The following is a 19,689-nucleotide window of genomic DNA, read 5'->3' on the forward strand; positions in this document are numbered from 1 at the left end:
GCAGCGGGCACGGCGGCGCACGCCGATCGCGGCAACGCGGATCGCGATGCGTCGTCCGCGACGCAGGCGGATCACGCGCCCGAGTGGACGCAGCACGTGCGCGTGCAACCGGCCGCCGCGCACACCGATACGCGGCCGGCCGACGAACCGGCGCCGCATGCGGCGCGCGCGCCGACCCCCGACGAACTGCTGAGCGCGTTCTTCGAAGGCGCGGGGCTCGACACCGCGGCCGAATCGCATCAGTGGTCGGCCGAGCAGCTGTACATCGCGGGCCAGTTGCTGGCGCTGTTCGCGAACGGCACGGTCGAGCTGCTGTCGTCGCGCAGCATCCTGAAGCGCGAGGTGAAGGCGCACATGACGATGCTGCTCGATCGCGAGAACAATCCGCTGAAGCTGCTGCCCGACGGCGGCGCCGTGCTGCGGCAGATGTTCGGGCTGCCGCTGCCGGGTTTCATGTCGCCGCAGAGCGCGGTCAGCGACGCGTTCCAGGATCTGCACGCGCACCAGATCGGCATGGTCGCGGGCATGCGCGCGGCGTTGATGGACCTGCTGACGCGCTTTTCACCGCAGCGCCTGCGCGAGCGCGACGACGCGATGCGCTGGTACGAGAAGCGCGTGCCCGTGCTGTACAAGGCGAGGATGTGGGATCGCTACGCGGCGACCCATCGCGACACGGTGTTCGCGATCGAGGACGATTTCGCGTCGGTGTTCGGCAAGGCGTTTCTGGCGGCGTACGACGCGGAAGTGGAAAGCTATCGCGGCAGCGGCAGGCATTGAGCGACGTACCGCGCACCCGCCATCGGTCGCGGGCGATGGGTGCCGGCGGAGGCGTCAGGTGGCCGCACCACACGACGCGACCTTGTTTCGCCCCGTTTCCTTCGCGACGTACAACGCCTCGTCGGCTGCCTTGATCACCGACTCGACCTCCCCTTCCTGCCCGGGCGCCCAGCTTGCCACGCCGATGCTCGCGGTGACGCGCCCGAATTCGCTTTCCGCATGTTCGATCGCCAGTCCGTCGATGGCTGCGCGAATCCTTTCGGCGATCTCCGTCGCACCCGTCGCCGGCGTATCGGGCAGGATCACGACGAATTCCTCGCCGCCATAGCGGGCCGCGGTGTCCGCCGGGCGCCGGATGTTGTCGCCGATGCACCGTGCGACCGCCGCCAGCGCGTCGTCGCCGGCCTGGTGGCCATACGTGTCGTTGTAGGCCTTGAAGCGGTCGACGTCGACGAACAGCAGCGAAAACACCGATCGGGCACGGCGCGCGCGGCGCCATTCGAGATCCAGCACCTCCCCGAACGAGCGGCGATTGTTGAGCCCGGTGAGGCCGTCGGTGCGCGCGAGCATGACCAGTTCGGATTCGGCGCGCATCCTGCGCCGCAGCTGCGAGCCCAGCATGAAGGACAGCACGATGAACGCCGCGCCGAAGGTGGCGACCAGCGCGCCGATCGTGATGGCCCGGTGCCGCCACGCGGCGTAGATGTCCTGCTCCGCCTCGGCGACCATGATGATCAGCGGCAGGTGCGGCAGCGTCTTGAAGTAGTACAGGCGGCGCACGTTGTCGATCGTCGAGGTTTCGATGAACGAGCCTTCCGGTGCCGTCATGAAGTGGCGAAACGTCGGCGCCTTGCTGATGTCGCGACCGATGGTGCGCACGTCGAACGGCTGGCGCATGAACATGATGCCGTTCGTGCCGATCAGCGAAATCGCGCCGTGCGAGCCGAGCGCGAGGCCGGCGAACAGTGTGTGGAAATACTCGAGATTGACCGCGATCATTGCAATGCCGGCGAACGAGCCGTCCGGGTTCGACACGCGGCGCGTCAGCGCGACGCTGAGCGCGCCGCCGCGCAGGCGGGACGCAAAGGGATCGCTGATGTAAAGCCCGGCGTCCGGATTGTCGCGGTGCACCGTAAAGTACTTGCGGTCGCCGAAATTGCCGTGGCGCGGCACGTCGTTTGCCGAATCCAGGATGATGTTGCCGGCGGAATCCAGCACGAGCATCGAGCCGAGAAAATTCGCCGTCATCGCGTGATCGAACAGGATGCCGCGCCGCAGCGCCGGCGGGGCGGCCATGACGTCCGGCCGCCGGAGGCCCTGGATCACCGCCTCGAGCGACAGGCCGTACAGCTCGATGTTGCGTTCGATGTCGCGCTCGGCGACGAGCGCCAGATTTCGCGACGTCTCTCGCGCGCGATCGAGCGCATCGTGACGGCTCTGGAACAACTGCAACACGCAGAGGCCCATCAGCGCGCACGCTATCAAGGTCCCCGCCAGCACAACGTAGTACGGCGCTGCCGACCGCGGATGCATCCGTGTCCTCTCAGATTGGCCCGGCGCTGACGCACCGGTCGTTATGGTTTGTTCTGAATAACCTATACCAAAAAGTACGACTTCCGGGTACGAGGTGCAGTCCTGACTTGCCGGGTTGCGTACGACATGACCTGAGCGGTGTCGCGCGGATCGTGTTCCGCTCGGGCCGGCACCGGGTGCCGGCGCTCATTCACCGAGGGGCGTCGCGTGGTGTGGCGTGTGTGCTGCCGATGACGGAATCGAAACAATCCGTCCGCAGTGGTACGCGTATTGAAATGGCCGTGAGGTTGCCATGCGAATGCACGGCCGGCGGGAGACCGGGCGTGCCGTTGCGCAGTGCGCAACGCGAGTGCCGCCCGGCGCGCGCCGATCGCGCGCGCCGCGCCGGCGGCGCTGCGCACGCGATCGGTCGGCGGTCAGACGGTCGTCAGACGGCCATCACCGTCACCGACTTCGTGACGAGGTACGGTTCGAGCGCTTCCGGCCCGCCTTCCGAGCCGTAGCCCGAGTCCTTCACGCCGCCGAACGGCATTTCCGGCCACGGCGTCGCGGGCTGGTTGATCCACAGCATCCCGACTTCGAGGCGCTGCGTGAGCAGGTGCACGTTCGCGAACGAACGCGTGAACGCGTAGCCGGCGAGCCCGAACGGCAGACGGTTCGCTTCCGCGATCGCGTCTTCGAGCTTGTCGAAACCGCGGATCGCCGCGACCGGGCCGAACGGCTCGTTGTTGAACACGTCCGCTTCGAGCGGCACGTCCGCGATCACGGTCGGCGCGAAGAAGTTGCCTTCCGAGCCGATCCGTTCGCCGCCGGTTTCGATGCGCGCGCCGACCTTGCGCGCGTTGTCGACGACGGATGCCATCGCGGTGAGCCGGCGCGGGTTCGCGAGCGCACCGAGCGTCGTGCCTTCCTCGAGGCCGTTGCCGACCTTCAGCCCTTCGGCATGCTTGACCAGCGCGCGCGTGAATTCGTCGCGGATGCTGTTGTGCACGAGAAAGCGCGTCGGCGAAATGCAGACCTGCCCCGCGTTGCGGAACTTCGCGCCGCCGGCGGCCTTCACCGCGAGCGCGACGTCGGCGTCCTCGGCGACGATCACCGGCGCGTGACCGCCCAGCTCCATCGTCGCGCGCTTCATGTGCAGGCCGGCCATCGAGGCGAGCTGCTTGCCGACCGGCGTCGAACCCGTGAACGTGACCTTGCGGATCACCGGGTGCGGGATCAGGTACGACGAGATTTCCGCCGGATCGCCGTACACGAGGCCGATCACGCCGGACGGCACGCCCGCGTCGACGAACGCGCGCAGCAGCGCGGCCGGCGACGCCGGGGTTTCTTCCGGCGCCTTCACGAGGAACGAGCAGCCGGTTGCCAGCGCGGCGCTCAGCTTGCGCACGACCTGGTTGACCGGGAAATTCCACGGCGTGAACGCGGCGACCGGGCCGACCGGCTCCTTCACGACGGTCTGCTGCGCGCCGAGGTTGCGCGGCGGCACGATCCGGCCGTACACGCGGCGGCCTTCGTCCGCGAACCATTCGATGATGTCCGCCGCCGACAGCACTTCGACGCGCGCCTCGGTGAGCGGCTTGCCCTGTTCCTGCGTCATCAGCTGCGCGATCGCGTCGGCACGTTCGCGCACCAGCGCGGCCGCCTTGCGCATCGTCGCCGCGCGCTCGTGCGCGGGCACCTTGCGCCACGCCTCGAAGCCGCGTTGCGCGGCGGCGAGCGCACGGTCGAGATCGGCGATGCCCGCGTGGGCCACCTTGCCGATCGGCTTGCCGGTCGCCGGGTTCACGACGTCGATCGTCTTGCCGCTCGCGGCGTCGACCCATTCGCCGTCGATCAGCAGTTGCGTATCCGTATAAGTCACGTTAGCCATCCAGACACCCCTACATTGCGTCGATAAACGCGCGCTGCCGCGAACGGCCGCGCGCCGGTTGACAGAAAAAGCCAGGCCGCCGGGGCTGGCACGCACCCGGCGGCGTCGACGGCAGGCACGCCGGCCCGCCATCGTTCCGCATGGCGCCGCGCTCAGCGCGCGGCCGCCGTCGCCTTGCGGAGTTTCGCGACGTCCGCCGCCTGCACGGCCGGCGCGCCGTTGTTCCATCCGGCGCGCATGAAGGTCAGCACGTCGGCGATCTGCCGGTCGTTCAACTGGTTCGCGAACGCCGGCATCGGATAAGCGGACGGCACGCCATCGATCACGAGCGTCTCGCTGCCGTTCAGCGTCACGTTGATCAGCGACGCGGCATCGCCTTCGAGGACGTTCGGGTTGCCGGCGAGCGGCGCGAGCAGCGGCGCGTAGCCGCGCCCGTCCGCGCCGTGGCAATGCAGGCAGTAAGCGTTATACACCTTCGCGCCCGGATCGGCTGCCGGCCGGCCCAGCGCGACCTGCGTCGCCTTCGGATCGTAGCGGTACGGCGGCGCGCCCGTGCCGCCTGCCGCCGGCAGCGATTTCAGGTAACGGGAGATTGCCGCGAGATCGTCGTCCGTGAGGGCCTGCGTGCTGTGGTTGATCACGCTGACCATCGAACCGAACGCGGTCGCATGGCGGTTCGCGCCGGTCTTCAGGAACTGCGCGACCTCGGCCTCGTTCCAGCGGCCGAGCCCCGTGTTGGGCTCGCCGGTCAGGTTCGAGGCGAACCAGTTGTCGATCGGCGCCCCCGACAGGAACGCCGCGCCGCCTTCGTCGAGCGCCTTCTCCTGGAAGCCGACGCCGCGCGGCGTGTGGCACGACCCGCAGTGCCCGAGCCCCTGCACGAGATACGCGCCGCGGTTCCACATCGCGTCCTTGGCCGGCTTGTCGGCGTAAGGCGTCGTGTCGAGGAACACCATGTTCCACAACGCGAGCGGCCAGCGCATGTTGAGCGGCCACGGGATGTCGGACGGCCGGTTCGCCTGCTTCACCGGTTCGACGCCGTGCATGAAGTACGCGTACAGCGCCTTCACGTCCTCGTCCTTCAGCTTCGCGTACGACGGATACGGCATCGCCGGATACAGGTTGTGACCGTCCTTCGCGACGCCCTTGCGCAGCGCGCCGGCGAACTCGGCTTCCGTGTAGCCGCCGATACCCGTTTCCGGATCGGGCGTGATGTTGGTCGTGTAGATCGCGCCCATCGGCGTGACCATCTTCAGGCCGCCGGCGAACGGCGTGCCGCGCGGCGCGGTGTGGCACGCAACGCAGTCGCCCGCTTTCGCGAGGTACGCGCCGCGCGCGACGAGCGCGCTGTCGGCCGGTGCCGTCTGCGCGGCCTGAGCGGCCTGAGCGGCCGGGCCGGCCAGCATGGCGGACAGCGCGAGCAGCGATGCACGGAACGTATTCAGGGTGAGGTTTCGCATGATCGTCGCCTCCCCTCAAGCCGTCTTCAGCTGGTCGCCGACCGGCAGCTTGCGCAGCCGCTTGCCGGTCGCCGCGAAGATCGCGTTCGACAATGCCGCGGCCGTCGCGGCCGTGCCCGGTTCGCCGATCCCGCCCGGCGCTTCGCCGCTTTTCACCAGATGCACCTCGATCGGCGGTGTCTCGTTGATCCGCAGCATCCGGTAATCGGTGAAATTGCTCTGCACGACACGGCCGTCCTCGATCGTGATCTCGCCGTACAGCGCGCCGGTGATCCCGAAGATGATGCCGCCCTGCACTTGTGCCTCGATCGTGTTCGGGTTGACGGACATGCCGCAATCGACCGCGCACACGACGCGCTTGACCTGCACCTCGCCGTTGTCCACCGCGACGTCGATGACGATCGAGAAGAAGCTGCCGAACGCGTGCATCACGGATACGCCGCGCCCTTGCCCCGTCGGCAGCGACGGGCCCCAGCCGGCCGCCTTCGTCGCGACGTCGAGCACGTTGAGCGCGCGCGGCGTCTTGCCGAGCAGCGCGCGGCGGTATTGCACGGGGTCGGTCTTGGTCTGCGCGGCCAGTTCGTCGATGAAGCTCTCGACGACGAACGTGCTGCGCGTCGGCCCGACGCCGCGCCAGAACGCGGTCGGTACGTGGCGCGGCTCCTGGCGCACGTAGTCGATCAGCTGGTTCGGCAGGTCGTACGGCAGGTCGATGGCCACCTCGACCGCGTCGGGATCGACGCCGTGCTGGAACGCGGGCGGCGCGAAGCGCGCGAGGATCGACGAGCCGACGATCCGGTGCTGCCACGCGATCGGCTTGCCGTTCGCGTCGAGGCCGGCCGAGATCCGGTCGTAGTAGTACGGGCGGTACATGTCGTGCTGGATGTCTTCCTCGCGCGTCCAGATCACCTTCACCGGCGCGTTGACCTGCTTCGCGATCTTCACCGCCTGGCCGATCATGTCCGTCTCGAGGCGCCGGCCGAAGCCGCCGCCGAGCAGGTGGTTGTGCACGACGATCTTCTCCGGCGGAAAGCTCGTGAGCTTCTGCACGGTGTCGACTGCCCGCGTCGGCACCTGGGTGCCGACCCAGATCTCGCAGCCGTCGGCGCGCACGTGCACCGTGCAGTTCACGGGCTCCATCGTCGCGTGCGCGAGGAGCGGCTGCTCGTACACGGCGTCGACGCGCGTCTTCGCATCCGCGAAACCCTTGCCGACGTCGCCGTCCTTGCGTGCGACGGCACCCTTGCCGTTCGCCGCGGCCTGCGCGAGATCGGCAACGATGTCCTTTGTCGATACCTTCGCGCCAGCGCCTTCGTTCCACTTCACGACCAGCGCCGATGCGCCGCGCTTCGCGGCCCAGGTGTGATCGCCGACGACCGCGACCGCGTTGTCCGCGCGCACGACCTGGCGCACGCCCGGAATCTTCTTCGCGGCCGTATCGTCGATGCTCGCGACCGTGCCGCCGAACACCGGGCTGTTCACGATCACCGCGTACAGCATGCCGGGCAGCCGCACGTCGAGCCCGAACTGCGCGGTGCCGTCGACCTTCTCCGGCGAATCGAGCCGCTTCGCGGGCGTGCCGATCAGCTTGAAATCCGCCGGCTTCTTCAGCACGACGTCCTTCGGCACCGGCAGCTTCGCGGCGGCGTCGGCGAGCTGGCCGTACGACACGCGTCGGCCGCTCGGCGGATGCTGCACTTCGCCGTTCACCGCACGGCAGGATGCCGGATCGACGTTCCATTGCTTCGCGGCGGCCGCGACCAGCAGCGTGCGCGCGGTCGCGCCCGCGCGGCGCAGCGGCTCCCATGCGTAGCGTACCGACGTGGAGCCGCCGGTGAGCTGGCCGCCGAGCAGCGGATCGAGAAAGAGCTTCTCGTTCGGCGGCGCATGGTCGAGCGTCACGCTCGACAGCGGCACTTCGAGTTCCTCGGCGATCAGCATCGGCAGCGCCGTGTAGACGCCCTGCCCCATCTCGACTTTCGGCATCACCAGCGTGACCTTGCCGGCGCGGTCGATCTGCACGAACGCGTTCGGTGCGAACACGCCTGCGCGCGCGGTTTCATCGCCGTCGCCACCGATCACCGAACGGCGCGCATCGTCGCCTGCCGCCGGCAGGCTGAAACCGAGCAGCAGGCCACCGCCCGCCGCCGCGCCCAGCGACATGCCGAGCTTGAGGAACGAGCGGCGCGACACGCCCGCGCCGGCGGCTTGTCCAGCGGCCTTGCCTGCTTCTATCAGTCCTCGCGACATGTCATGCCTCCTTCGCGGCTTGCTTCACGGCCGCGCGAATCCGGTTGTACGTGCCGCAGCGGCAGATGTTGCCGGCCATTGCCGCGTCGATGTCGGCATCGCTCGGGTTCGGGTTCGATGCGATCAGCGCGGTGGCGGCCATCACCTGCCCCGACTGGCAATAGCCGCACTGGACGACGTCGAGCTCGCGCCACGCCTGCTGGACCTTGTGGCCGGCCGGCGTCGCGCCGACGGCTTCGATCGTCGTGATCTTGCGGCCCGCGACGGCCGCGACCGGCAGCACGCACGAGCGCGCGGCGACGCCGTCGAGATGCACGGTGCACGCGCCGCATTGCGCGATCCCGCAGCCGAATTTCGTGCCGGTGAGGCCGACGACGTCGCGCAGCACCCAGAGCAAGGGCATGTCGTCGGGGGCGTCGACCGTGCGGGTTTCGCCGTTGATGTTGAGGGTGACCATTCAGCCTCCGGGGCCGGTGTATTGGGGAAACGACGCGCATCGCGCGCCGCGCGGGGTTTTCGATTTCGTCGCTGTCTTCGCCGTTGCCGGGCGAGACGGCTGCCGCGCGGCCCGGGGCGGAGCGGGCCGCGGCGTAGGTGCTGCTTCGTTACTCGGCCACGTCGATGCCGGACAGCACCTTGATGACCGCCGGCGCCGCGAACCAGTCGGCCGATTTCACGCGGAATTCGCCGAAATACGGGCTCGCGAGGTGTGCGTCGAACGCAGCCTGGTCGTCGTAGATCTCGTACAGGTGCAGGTTGGGCGAACCGTCCTGTTCGCGGAACAGGTCGTAGCGCCGGTTGCCCGGCTCGGCGCGCGTCTTCGCGACCATGCTGCGCAGCTCGGCTTCGGCGGCCTCCGCGTGTTCGGGTTTCAGGTACAGGGACGCAATCACGTGAAGCGCCATCTTGTCACTCCTTTTGAATCGAAATCGAGCATGCCACAAGCCGGCGTCGCGCGACGCCAGCGTGCAATCGTCATGGTTTGCCGTGCCGTAGTATCAGGCCAGCTCGTCCGGGCCCACGCGCACGACGACCTTGCCGAAGTTCTTGCCGGCCAGCAAGCCGATCAGCGCTTCCGGCGCGTCGGCCAGGTCGGGGACGACGTCCTCGAGCGTCTTCACCTTGCCCTGCGCGACCCATTCGCTCATCTCCTTCAGGAACGGTGCATAACCGGTCGCGTAGTGGTCGAGGATGATGAAACCCTGCATCCGGATGCGCTTGCGCAGGATCGTGCCCATCAGTGCCGGCACGCGATCGCGGCCGGTCGACACCGCGGTGTCGTCGTATGCCGCGTCGTTGTAGTGCGCGATGATTCCGCATACCGGCACGCGCGCGTGATTGTTGAGCAGCGGCCACACCGCGTCGAACACGGCCCCGCCGACGTTCTCGAAATAGACGTCGATGCCGTTCGGGCATGCGTCCTTCAGCTTCGCGGCGAATGCCGGGTCGCGGTGATCGACGCACGCGTCGAAACCGAGCGTATCGGTCACGTAGGCGCACTTGTCGGCGCCGCCCGCGACACCGATCACGCGGCAGCCCTTCAGTTTGGCGATCTGGCCGACCACCGCGCCGACCGCGCCGCTCGCCGCCGCGACGACCACGGTTTCGCCGGCCTTCGGCTCGCCGATTTTCAGCAGCCCCGTGTAGGCGGTGAAGCCCGGCATGCCGAGCACGCCGAGTGCATACGACGGATGCGCGACGTCGCGGCCGAGCGGAATCAGGTCGCGGCCGTCGGACAGCGCATAGTCCTGCCACCCGGCGCCCGCGACCACGAGGTCGCCTTCGCGGAACGCGGGCAGGTTCGACGAGACGACCTGGCTGACGGTGCCGCCGACCATCGGCTGGCCGAGTTGAGCCGGCGGCGCATAGGACGGCGCATCGCTCATCCGGCCGCGCATGTACGGGTCGAGCGACAACCAGACCGTGCGCAGCAGCACCTGGCCGGCACCGGGCGTCGGCACGGCACCGGATTCGGTGCGGAAGTTGCCCGGCGTCGGTGCGCCGACCGGGCGCGAATTCAGGACGATCTGGCGGTTTGCGGTCTTGCTTTGCGGCATGTGAGCCTCCGTCAACAGGAATGGACGTGCTTCGTGGGCACGAGCGGATCAAGGGTGGAGCAGCGGAGACGCCCGCATGCTGCAACGTCGGCGGTCGGGCCGTCGCGGCTGCGTGCGGGCGCTTGAAACAATGGGGAACAGCGTAACGCGGCGTGGCACGTTCGTCATACTTGCTTGAGTAGACCAGTCGTCTAGAGTCAGGACAAAAACAAGGCGCGCCGATGCGCGCCCGGGTTACGACTGTGCGCCGCCATGCTCGGCCGGCGGCAGGTTCAGCATGCGCCGCGTTTCGACCATCGCCCTCTCGAGCGGCTTGCGGTCGCGGTGAATCTTTTCCAGCAGCGTCGCGCCCAGCCACATCTCGTAGAGGATCGCGGCCGTGTGCGACGGATCGGCGATCCCGCTCAGCGAGCCGTCGGCCAGTCCGGCCTCGATGCCGCCTGCGAGCCGCTCGATGATCTGGCTCGTGCCCTGCCGCAGCACCGCGCGCATCGCTTCCGACAGGTCCGACACTTCCGCGCCGAGCTTCACCGCGAGGCACTTGCCTTGCGGATCGTCCGCGCATTGCGTGTGCAGCCAGTTGCGCCAGTACGTCATCAGGCGCTCGGCGCCGGTGCCGGCCTGATGCTTGAGCAGGTTGTCGAGATGCGCGTGATAGCTGTCGAAATACGCTTCGAGCAGCGCTTCGCCGAATGCCTCTTTCGAGCCGAAGTAATGGTAGAACGAGCCCTTCGGGATGCCCGCCGCAGCGAGAATCTCGTTCAGGCCGACCGCCGAAAACCCCTTGTGGAGCATGATCGGCTTGGCGATATTCAGGATGTGCTGGCGGACTTCGGCGCCCGAAGATGCATTCATGGTGGCGTATGTTAGCAACGATTAGACCGGTCGTCTAGCGGCGTCGATCCGGCATGTTGAGCGGCACTTTACCCGATCCCCGCCGGGCCCCCAAACGTTGTGCCGGCCTTCCTTTCCCCCGCTCCGCGTTGCCGCGCACGCGGCGTCACGCGCACGACCCGGTTTCGTCGCGGGCGTTTCATCGAGCTTCCGCATAACTCGTGGAATTTGGGCCTCGACACGCGCTCCCTGGCTGTCCAACCACGCGCGAAGCTGTTGCAAACCGATATCTCGATCACGGTAGCGACAGAGCATATTCCGAATACCCGGATCCATGATGTTCAAGCTCATTTCTCTACCGGAATAATCCAGTCGTCAGATCACGATTTTGTTGTTCCCATGGACTGATTTTGTCCACCGGAGCCGACGCTGCCGTCGCGGTATATGGCAAGTTGACCGGTAACGTTGGGTGGGTGGGCGATCGGGGGTGTAGTCGTCTCGTTTGCCTGCTTGCCGGCGGTTGGTGTGCATCGCCTTGGCTGATGCACGCTCGCAGCCGCGCCGTCAGCGCGGCGCTTCGTCAGCACGCTTTCGCGTGCGTGCCCGTCGCTCGTCCCGTTGCGCGGCCGGTGCCGCCTTGGCACCGCGCAGCGGCGCGCGGCGCGCGAGCCCCGTCATCTCGCGCCGCAGCGCATCGAGTTCCTTGCCGCGCGCCGCATCGGTCGCCTGCGCGGAGTCGAGCTGCCCCTGAAGCACGCCGCATCGATGCAGCGCGTCGCCCAGTTGCGCCTGCAGCGCGGCCACGTCTTTTCGCTGCTGCGCATCGCGCTGCTCCGTGCGCGATGTCACGGCATCAAGCTCCTTTTGCAGTCGCGCGGCGGCGAGCCGCTCTCGATCGATCTCCTGGAGCGCCCGCTTCTCCGACGCACGCAAGCGTTCCTCGGCCCGGCCGGCGTCGTCGCGTAACCGGTCGAGCTGGGTGGTGAAATCCGCGCGGGCCTGCGCGAGTGCACGGTCGCCTTCCGCGTTGTCGGCCGTCAGGCGCTCGATGTCCGCTTGCAGCGCTTGCCGCGATGCTTCGTCGGCTGCCCTCGCCTGCTCCAGCTCCTGAATGCGCACCTGCGCGGCCAGCAGCGCGGCCGTGCGTTGTTCCAGCGCGGTTTCGGTGCGGGCCAGCTCAGCCTGCAGCGCCGCGACTTCCGCCTTCGCCGCCGTCCGCTCGGCTTCGACTTCCGCTCGCAATGCGTCGAGCGCGGCGGCCGCGTCGGCGCTCGACCGATTCCATAGCGCCGCGACGAGTTCGCCGGCGGCCGCCTGCAGATCGGCCGGCAGGTCGGGATGCTCGATACGGACGCGGCTCTTTTCCCGCAACTCGGCCCAGAACTCGCCGAGCACGGCCGTAGGCGTGCTCATGCTGCCCTTGCGAACGAGCTGGTACAGGCGGTTCGCGGTGGGTGTGATGCCGAAGCGGAAGAACAGCAGCGCGCAGGCTTCGCGATACAGCTCGCGGGTTTTCGGGAAGTCGGCCTTGAGGCGCTCGATTTCGGCGGTCAGGCGGGATTCGTCGGCGGCGAGATCGGACATGGCGGGTTTCGGTGGCAATTTCGTCAATAATATAACGTAAACCGTTAAAAATACAATTATGTCGATTTATTTATTTGACATTATTTCTATAATGTCGAGATCGTGGAATATCGGTATGTCCCCGCCGGTATGCGGCGCGCGGCCGTCGGCCAGTACGGTGCTCGCCCGGTGGCGTCAAGCGCGCTGCTTCAGCAGCCCTGCCAGAAGGGTCAGTGCTTCCGTCAGATCGTCGAACGACGGGCCGCCGAGGCAAAGTCGGATTCCGCTCGCCCGATCTTCCGGGTTCACCATCATGGATTCCGGAGGGGTCAACTTGATATGCATCGCTGCAGCGACGGATGCGACACGATTGGCAGCATCGCGCTCCATCGGCAGCCAGGCGTTGTAGGCGCCGGGATGCGAGACCAGTTCGCTCGCGCCGAGCAGAGAGATGGCCAGATTGGATCGACGCCGCGCCTCATGGTGCAGATCCCGCTGGATCGAGGAGATGACGTCGGTGGCCAGCCATTCCTCAACCACTGCGCAAGAGAGCGGCGACGGCGCCATTGGCAGGTCCCGCAGCGCGTCCTCCGCTGCGTCGTTGAGTCCGGCCGGCAGCGCGAGCACGCCGATCTGCAAACCGGGGCCAAGCGATTTGGACAGTCCGTTCACATGAAAGGCGATCTCGGGCGCCAATGCCGCAAGCGGTGGCGAAGCCTGCTCTGCCGACGCATAGACGCCGTCCTCGATGATCCACGCGCCCACCCGGCGGCATATATCCACGATGGCCTGCCTTCGTTCCGTGCCCATCGTCGCAGTGGTCGGGTTGTGCAGCGTCGGCGTGAGATAGACCGCCTTGCCGCCGGTCGATGCGGTGCCGTCGAGTGCGTCCGCCAGTGCCCCCGGCACCATCCCTTGCGCGTCGGTCTCGACGCCTTGCATCCGATATCCGTTGCGCCGAGCCAGCGCGATCGCGCCAGGATAGGTAATCCGCTCGGTCAGAAGCAGCCCTTGCGAGCCGCAGGCAAGATCGAACGCCAACGATAGCGCCTGGCGGGCGCCGCTCGTTAGCACCAGATGAGACGGTTCCACCATCAGGCCCAGCGTTTCGAGCCAGCGAGCCAGCACACGTCGGTGCTCCATATGCCCAGCGGGCGGGGCATAGAGATTGAGGTGGTCCGCATCGATCTTGCGTGCGATCCCCGTCAATGTTCGCGCCAGCAAGCGAGCGTTGAGCATGGCTGGCGGCACATTGGACGAAAGGTCGATCTGGCGATCCTGATGCGCCTGGCGAATCGCCACGAAGGTTCCCCGGCCCTTGATGCTGCGCGTCAGGCCGCGCCGTTCAAGCGCGGCATAGGCTTTCGTCACCGTGCCAAGGCCAATCCCCAGTTTCAACGCGAGATCGCGATGAGCGGGCAGGCGGTCGCCTCCCGTCAGCCGCCCCTCGACGATGTCGTCGGCCAGGGCGAGGACCAACCGCTCGGCGGTATTCGCCTCGATGTCGGCAAGCCGTGGTGACCAGGGAGATTGCAGGAGCATGTTCGCCGCCTAGATATTAGTGTCACGTGACACTATTTATATAAACAACAAGCGTAACATGCGCGATGTGATTGGATGAAGTCATGCATTTCTGGAGGCGCCTGATCGCCATGACGGGCGCGTGGAGAGTCGAATGTTCAGCCATGTAACAGTTGGGGCGCGTGATCTTGGGCGGGCAGGCCGTTTCTATGACGCGGTACTCGCTCCGCTCGGACTGAAGCGTCGCGTCGTCACGTCCGATGGCGGGCCTCCGGCGCTTTGCTGGGTAACCGGTCAAACGCCGCTGCCGCGCTTCTATGTCTACATTCCTTACGATGGCGAGCCGGCGACCATCGGCAACGGCAGCATGGTCGCCTTTCTGGCCCCGTCGCAAGAAGCCGTGAACACGGCCTACGCGAAGGGTCTTGAGCACGGCGGGACGGACGACGGTGCACCCGGGTTACGCCCCCGCTACGGTGACGGCTACTTCGGCGCGTATCTGCGCGACCCCGACGGGAACAAGATCCATATCGTTCATCGCGGAGACCTCCAGCCATAACGCTGGAGACGCCCCGCATCTCTGGAGAAACTCGAATGATCGCCAGTCAGATCGCACTCGCCTACGGCACCTATCTCATCGCCACCGCCAGCCCCGGGCCGAGCAACATGGCGATCATGGGAACAGCGATGCGTGACGGCCGCCTGCCTGCCCTCGTTCTAGCGGCAGGCGTCATCACGGGCTCACTCTTCTGGGCGATCCTGGCGGCGACCGGCGTTTCCGCCGTGCTGGCGGCCTATGCCGAGGCGCTTTTCGTCATCAAGATGGTGGGTGGTGTCTACCTGCTCTACCTGGCGTTCCGCACGGGCAGGTCGGCGCTGAAACCGGGCTCCGACTTCGCGAAGATGGAACCGGGACGCTCGACACCTCGCTATCGGCGGCTCTACCGCCAGGGCGTTCTCATGCATATCGGAAACCCGAAGGCGGTTCTGGCCTGGATGGCAATCATGTCACTTGGGCTTCCGGAGCACGCCCCCGGCGGTACCTTGCCGGCGATCATCGGTGGTTGCGCGTTCCTCGCCGTCATCGTGTTTGGTGGTTATGCGGTCCTCTTCTCGACCGCTAGGATGATCGCCCTGTATACCCGCCTCCGGCGCTGGATTGAAGGCACGCTATCCGCGGTGTTCGCCGTTGCGGGAGTCCGGCTGCTTGCCTGGCAACGTTGATATCCCGGCTTGTCGGCGCCCTCACGAACCGATCTGAATTGAAAGAGCGATGTCATGACTTTTGCGATCCATATGATCGATGTCTTCGGCGCCGGGCCGTTTTCGGGCAATCCGCTGGCGGTCGTTATCGGTGCCGATGCCCTGGCAACGGATGACATGCAGCGGTTGACGCGGTGGTTCAACCTGTCCGAGACCGCTTTTCTCTTGCCACCCACGCATCCTGAGGCTGACTACCGGGTCAGGATCTTCACGCTGGACAGGGAGATGCCTTTTGCCGGGCACCCGACGCTCGGCAGTTGTCATGCGTGGCTCTCGACGGGCCGCGTGCCGAAGAGCGAAGCGGAAATCGTCCAGGAATGCGGCGCCGGGCTGGTTCCGATCCGACGCAATCACGAGCGGCTTTCCTTCGCCGCCCCGCCGCTGATCCGCTCCGGTGCGCCAACACAGGATGAATTGGATCAGGCTCGGCGACTGCTGGGGATCGAATCGGGCGATGTCCTCGATGCCGCCTGGATCGATAACGGCCCCGGATGGCTGGGCATCAGGCTGGTGTCGGCGGAGACGGTGCTTGCCCTCAATCCGCTCCGCAGTTGGCCCGGCCGGATCGATGTCGGCGTTATTGGCCCTCATGCAACAGGCGGCAACGCGGCCTTCGAGGTTCGCGCCTTTTTCAGCGACCATCTGGGCGCTATCGTCGAAGATCCAGTTACTGGAAGCCTCAATGCTTCAATGGCGCAGTGGCTGTTCGCGACAGGTGTGGTTGAGGACGACTATGTCGCCGCCCAGGGGACACGCCTCGGCCGCCATGGCCGCATTCATTTGACCCGCGACGAGGCTGGCCAAATCTGGGTCGGCGGCAAGACTCGCACGCACGTCGAAGGCCGGCTTCACGGCCTTTGAAAAGGCAAACGAGAAAGCTGCAACCTGATGTTCGGGCGAACTGGCGCACATAACGCCTGTCCGGGTCGCCCCATACGCTGAACAGCTTGCTCGCAAGACTGCTTGCCGGCGTGACGCGACAGCACCGGATCAACCTGAGCACTGTTCTGACGCTCGAAAACACGCAAGGAGTTCAGCATGTCTGCCCCCCCCGCAGAACCCGATTGCTCCATCCGTAACCACCGATCGCATCACACTGCCCGCCTCGGCGGCAGACACCTTAAGAATGCTGGTGCGCTACAAGTCCTGGGCGAATGGACTGACGTTCAAGAGCGTGATGGACCTGCCGGCTGGCGAAGCCCTTCGGCAGAGACCGACGCGGTTCGGAAACATGGTGCATACCTTGAATCATGTCTACGTGGTCGACGACATTTTCAGACATCATCTGCAAGGAAAGAAGCACACCTACACCTCGCGCAACACCGACCACACGCCTGCCGTTTCCGATCTTTGGAAAGCGGTTCAGGAAATGGACCGCTGGTACATCAATCTTGTCGACACCTGGTCGGACGCGGATCTCGCGAAAGCCGTTCATTTCGAGTTTGTTGGCGGAGGAGAAGGCGTCATGACCCGCGAGCAAATCGTGCTGCATGTCGTCAATCACGCCACCTATCACCGCGGATTTGTCGGCGACATGATGTATCAGGTGCCTTTCGCGCCACCGTCAAACGATCTTCCCGTATTCATCAGGGATCACTATCGCGATGCCCGGTGACCGCCTGTTCGGCCGACCCGGCGCACGCCGGCAACTTGTCTCGCATCTGTGTGGGCCGCGGAGACCGCCGGATGCGCATCGCTGACTGGTCGCGTCGCGACCGTCGCCTGTCATTGATCTGCCACCGTCGCCCGGTAGCGTTCGGGTCTGACCCACGCTTTCGACAGACGAATCCGCCATGCAGCGCACGTCGCGCGCCACGCCCCATGTTTATGCGGCCACGTCCCGCGTCCTCGCCGCCAGCCTTGCGATCAACCTGCTGCTGCTCGTCGTCGAGACGGTCGCGGCATGGTCCGCGCATTCGTCGGGGTTGCTCGCGGACGTCGCGCACGCGGCGATCGATCTCGCAGCCGATGCGCTGATCCTCGTTGCATGCCGGCTCGACGCGCGCCTGCCGCCGGAACGGCGCCCGACCTGCGAGCCGCTTGCGCTCGCGGGCCTCGGCGCATTGCTCGTGGCGACCGGCGCGCAGATGATCTGGCACGCGACGAACCGGTTCGCTGCGCCGCCCGTCGTACAGCCGGGCATGACGACGCTCGCGCTCGTCGCTGTCACGCTCGCCGGCAAGGCCGCGCTGTCGCACTGGATGCTGCGCAAGGCGCGCGAGACGGGCTCCGCGCTGCTCGAGGCGAGCGGCTGGCATGTCCGGACCGATGCGCTGGCATCGCTGCTGGCGGCGCTCGCGATGGGCGCGGCACGGATCGGCTTCGGCCGTCTCGACGACCTGGCCGCGCTCGCGATCGGCGCGCTCGTGATCCGCACGGGCGCCGGTTTCATCCGGCGCGGTTGCGCGCAGTGGCCGGCGCTGGCGTCGTGGGCGGGTCGTGAACGCGCCCGGCAGCGCCGGCGTCGGGCATCCGGTCTCCGCGAGCGGCTGCGCTGAATGAAGGAGCGGCTCGCGCGGGTGCGCGCCTCTTTCGCGTGATGTCGTCGCCACGGCGTGGCACGTGACACGTGCCACGTCGATCGTTGCCGATGTGTCGCCGGACGAATGCGGCCGGTTCCGATGAATCGGCGTCGGCTGCCGCTTACCCGAGCGGCACGACGCTCCCGAGCAGAATCCGCACGAGCGTCGCCTGGCGCGTGACGCCCGTCTTCGAGAAGATCGCGCGCAGGTGCGTGCGCGCCGTGTTCTTGCTGATCCCCGATTCCTCCGCGGCCTCCTCGAGCGTCAGCCCGTTCGTCAGCAGCAGCGCGAGCGACGTCTCGGCCGGCGTCAGGTCGAACAGCTTGCGGATGATTTCCTGCGCACCCTGCGGCTTGCGGTCGGGGTCGCGCAGGAACAGCGTGACGGCCGGCCGCCGCTTGTTGTCCTCCGACCAGTCGGACAGCAGCACCGTGCGCACCAGCAGCCCGAGGCGCGGCTTGTCGAAGCTGCGCGTGATCGGCATCGCCTCGACGGTCGCCGCGGCCGTGCCGTGGTGCCCCATCACCGCGTGGCGGATCAGCCGCTTGAGCGTGCGGTTCTCCTGCGCGTCGGTCGCCTCGATCGTGCCGCGCGCAATCGTCAGACCGTTGTTCTGCTTCAGGATCTCGTCGGCGACGCTGTTCATGTCGATGATCGTGCCGTTCTCGTCGAGCGTGATCGTGCCGATCTGCATCCGGTTGATCGCGTTCGCGTAGATCGAGCGCTCGACTTCGGCCGTGTCGAGCCGCGAATGCAGCTCGACCGCACGCTTCAGGTGCGGCAGCAGCAACGCGCAGATCGCCTTGTCGCGCGCGGAGAACTGTTTCGAAGCATGGTTGCGGCATACGCGGAACCGGCACTCGACGCCCGACGGCGTGCGGAGATCCGCGCCGAGGATGTAGCGCACGTCCTGCGGCTTCAGGAACTGCTTGTACAGTTCGCTCGACAGCCAGCCCGTGTCGCCGAACACGTCATCGACCGTGACCACGCGATCGGCCGGCAGGCCGACGAACGGATCGAGCGAATAGTAGTAGTTGTTGTACGACGCTTCGCCGTCACCCGGCACGACCGGGCCGTATTCCGATGCGTGCACGGACAGCGGCGCGCGGCGGTCGCTCGCGGCCGCGCGCAGGATCAGCGTCACGTAGTTGGCCTGCAGCAACCGGCGAACCAGCTCGAGCGCACCCGCCCACGGCGGTGTTTCCAGCGGGCCCTGGTAGATGCGCGCCATCAGCTCGCTGAAATCGGCGACGCCGATGTCGGCCTCGTCACTGGTTGCCTGGCTCTCTTGCGGAGCCCATCTCGTCTCCATCAGCACGCTCCATCCTCCATACGACATGTTTCCGACGCGACCCAACCGCGCCGCCATGATTAAGACGCGTCTAAATTCCGGCGTCATCGGGAGATTTACTGAATGGTGAGAATTGGCCATCCGGGCGAACCGACCATCGTCCGATCGGATGATGTGGCGCCCTGCCCGCTGCGCTGGAATGCCCGTCAGGCCGTGCCGGCAAGCGTCCGGCACGGACTCAGGGAAAACCGCGACACGGGTTTACCTGATTCAAACCGCATCCGATTCAGACAGGAGTCCCCATGCCGCTCGACCCACAGGCGCAAGCGCTGCTCGCCGCGTTCGCCCAGGCACCCGCGATCGATTTCGCGCAGCTCACCGTTCCCGCGTATCGCGCGAGTCTCGCCGCCGGCGGCGCGTTCGCCCCGGGCGATGCCGTCGCCGCCGAAGAGGACTGGCAGATTCCCGCATCGGGCCGTCAGTTGTCCGCACGGCTGTATCGGCCCGCTGCCGACGGACCGTTACCGCTGACGGTGTTCTTCCACGGCGGCGGCTTTGTCGCGTGCGGCATCGATTCGCACGCGAACCTGTGCCGCAGCCTCGCGGCCCGTGCGCGCACGCTCGTGCTGTCGGTCGACTACCGGCTCGCGCCCGAGGCGCGTTTCCCGGCCGCCGCGCACGATGCATGCGACGCCGTGCGCTGGGCCGCCGCCAGCGCGCGCGATCTCGGCGCACGCACCGGCGC

The 19,689-nt window shown here is 67.0% G+C and carries 18 protein-coding genes; 7 read left to right on the forward strand and 11 right to left on the reverse strand.

All coding sequences use genetic code 11. The features are described from left to right. A partial coding sequence (gene tagH / locus DPV74_RS26810) for a type VI secretion system-associated FHA domain protein TagH (RefSeq protein ID WP_119338285.1) occupies positions 1-777 on the forward strand: 777 nt, incomplete at its 5' end. Between the two features lie 54 nt (positions 778-831). Here the strand turns inward: tagH and DPV74_RS26815 are convergent. The 10 genes from DPV74_RS26815 to DPV74_RS26860 all read right to left on the reverse strand — a co-directional run bounded on the left by DPV74_RS26815 (position 832) and on the right by DPV74_RS26860 (position 13,889). Then, the gene (locus tag DPV74_RS26815) at positions 832-2,310 is read right to left on the reverse strand and encodes a diguanylate cyclase (protein WP_119338286.1); all 1,479 of its coding nucleotides are present in this window, start codon (positions 2,308-2,310) and stop codon (positions 832-834) included. 427 nt (positions 2,311-2,737) lie between these two features. Then, a complete protein-coding gene (locus DPV74_RS26820; protein ID WP_059552233.1) occupies positions 2,738-4,183 on the reverse strand; it encodes an NAD-dependent succinate-semialdehyde dehydrogenase in 1,446 nt (481 codons plus the stop codon). 152 nt (positions 4,184-4,335) lie between these two features. Next, the gene (locus DPV74_RS26825) at positions 4,336-5,643 is read right to left on the reverse strand and encodes a cytochrome c (protein ID WP_119338287.1); all 1,308 of its coding nucleotides are present in this window, start codon (positions 5,641-5,643) and stop codon (positions 4,336-4,338) included. A 15-nt stretch (positions 5,644-5,658) separates the two neighbouring features. Next, complete coding sequence (locus tag DPV74_RS26830) at positions 5,659-7,893, reverse strand: xanthine dehydrogenase family protein molybdopterin-binding subunit (RefSeq protein ID WP_119338288.1); 2,235 nt, start codon at positions 7,891-7,893, stop codon at positions 5,659-5,661. Between the two features lies 1 nt (position 7,894). Further along, positions 7,895-8,350: a (2Fe-2S)-binding protein gene (locus DPV74_RS26835; protein WP_021162722.1), complete on the reverse strand. Its 456-nt coding sequence runs from the start codon at positions 8,348-8,350 to the stop codon at positions 7,895-7,897. A gap of 148 nt (positions 8,351-8,498) precedes the next feature. Then, positions 8,499-8,798 carry a putative quinol monooxygenase gene (locus tag DPV74_RS26840; RefSeq protein WP_059694835.1) on the reverse strand — a complete coding sequence of 100 codons (300 nt, stop codon included), beginning with the start codon at positions 8,796-8,798 and terminating at the stop codon, positions 8,499-8,501. 93 nt (positions 8,799-8,891) lie between these two features. Then, the gene (locus DPV74_RS26845; RefSeq protein WP_119338289.1) at positions 8,892-9,950 is read right to left on the reverse strand and encodes an NADP-dependent oxidoreductase; all 1,059 of its coding nucleotides are present in this window, start codon (positions 9,948-9,950) and stop codon (positions 8,892-8,894) included. A gap of 234 nt (positions 9,951-10,184) precedes the next feature. Then, the gene (locus DPV74_RS26850) at positions 10,185-10,805 is read right to left on the reverse strand and encodes a TetR/AcrR family transcriptional regulator (RefSeq protein WP_021162725.1); all 621 of its coding nucleotides are present in this window, start codon (positions 10,803-10,805) and stop codon (positions 10,185-10,187) included. 543 nt (positions 10,806-11,348) lie between these two features. Next, positions 11,349-12,368: a DNA-binding protein gene (locus DPV74_RS26855; RefSeq protein WP_119338290.1), complete on the reverse strand. Its 1,020-nt coding sequence runs from the start codon at positions 12,366-12,368 to the stop codon at positions 11,349-11,351. Positions 12,369-12,542: 174 nt separating this feature from the next. Further along, positions 12,543-13,889 carry a PLP-dependent aminotransferase family protein gene (locus DPV74_RS26860; protein ID WP_060085274.1) on the reverse strand — a complete coding sequence of 449 codons (1,347 nt, stop codon included), beginning with the start codon at positions 13,887-13,889 and terminating at the stop codon, positions 12,543-12,545. A 133-nt stretch (positions 13,890-14,022) separates the two neighbouring features. Here DPV74_RS26860 and DPV74_RS26865 point away from each other — a divergent pair, with 133 nt between their 5' ends. The 5 genes from DPV74_RS26865 (at position 14,023) to DPV74_RS26885 (ending at position 17,629) form a co-directional block, all read left to right on the forward strand. After that, entirely contained in the window at positions 14,023-14,427 is a 405-nt protein-coding gene (locus tag DPV74_RS26865) for a VOC family protein (protein WP_027791597.1), read from the forward strand. 35 nt (positions 14,428-14,462) lie between these two features. Beyond that, the gene (locus DPV74_RS26870) at positions 14,463-15,092 is read left to right on the forward strand and encodes a LysE family translocator (protein ID WP_059694847.1); all 630 of its coding nucleotides are present in this window, start codon (positions 14,463-14,465) and stop codon (positions 15,090-15,092) included. A 54-nt stretch (positions 15,093-15,146) separates the two neighbouring features. Continuing rightward, entirely contained in the window at positions 15,147-15,992 is an 846-nt protein-coding gene (locus DPV74_RS26875) for a PhzF family phenazine biosynthesis protein (protein WP_027791595.1), read from the forward strand. Positions 15,993-16,257: 265 nt separating this feature from the next. Next, complete coding sequence (locus tag DPV74_RS26880) at positions 16,258-16,746, forward strand: DinB family protein (RefSeq protein WP_060170909.1); 489 nt, start codon at positions 16,258-16,260, stop codon at positions 16,744-16,746. A 178-nt stretch (positions 16,747-16,924) separates the two neighbouring features. After that, positions 16,925-17,629, forward strand: a complete 705-nt coding sequence (locus DPV74_RS26885; protein ID WP_119338292.1) for a cation diffusion facilitator family transporter — start codon at positions 16,925-16,927, stop codon at positions 17,627-17,629. 145 nt (positions 17,630-17,774) lie between these two features. On the opposite strand, the gene DPV74_RS26890 is transcribed toward DPV74_RS26885, so the two are convergent. Continuing rightward, positions 17,775-18,965 carry a LuxR family transcriptional regulator gene (locus DPV74_RS26890; protein WP_021162732.1) on the reverse strand — a complete coding sequence of 397 codons (1,191 nt, stop codon included), beginning with the start codon at positions 18,963-18,965 and terminating at the stop codon, positions 17,775-17,777. A gap of 281 nt (positions 18,966-19,246) precedes the next feature. Between DPV74_RS26890 and DPV74_RS26895 the strand changes: the two genes are divergently transcribed. Next, a partial coding sequence (locus DPV74_RS26895; RefSeq protein WP_162923145.1) for an alpha/beta hydrolase fold domain-containing protein occupies positions 19,247-19,689 on the forward strand: 443 nt, incomplete at its 3' end.

Origin of the sequence: Burkholderia sp. HAN2018 (assembly GCF_024704855.1) — a bacterium.
Classification (GTDB): domain Bacteria; phylum Pseudomonadota; class Gammaproteobacteria; order Burkholderiales; family Burkholderiaceae; genus Burkholderia; species Burkholderia cepacia.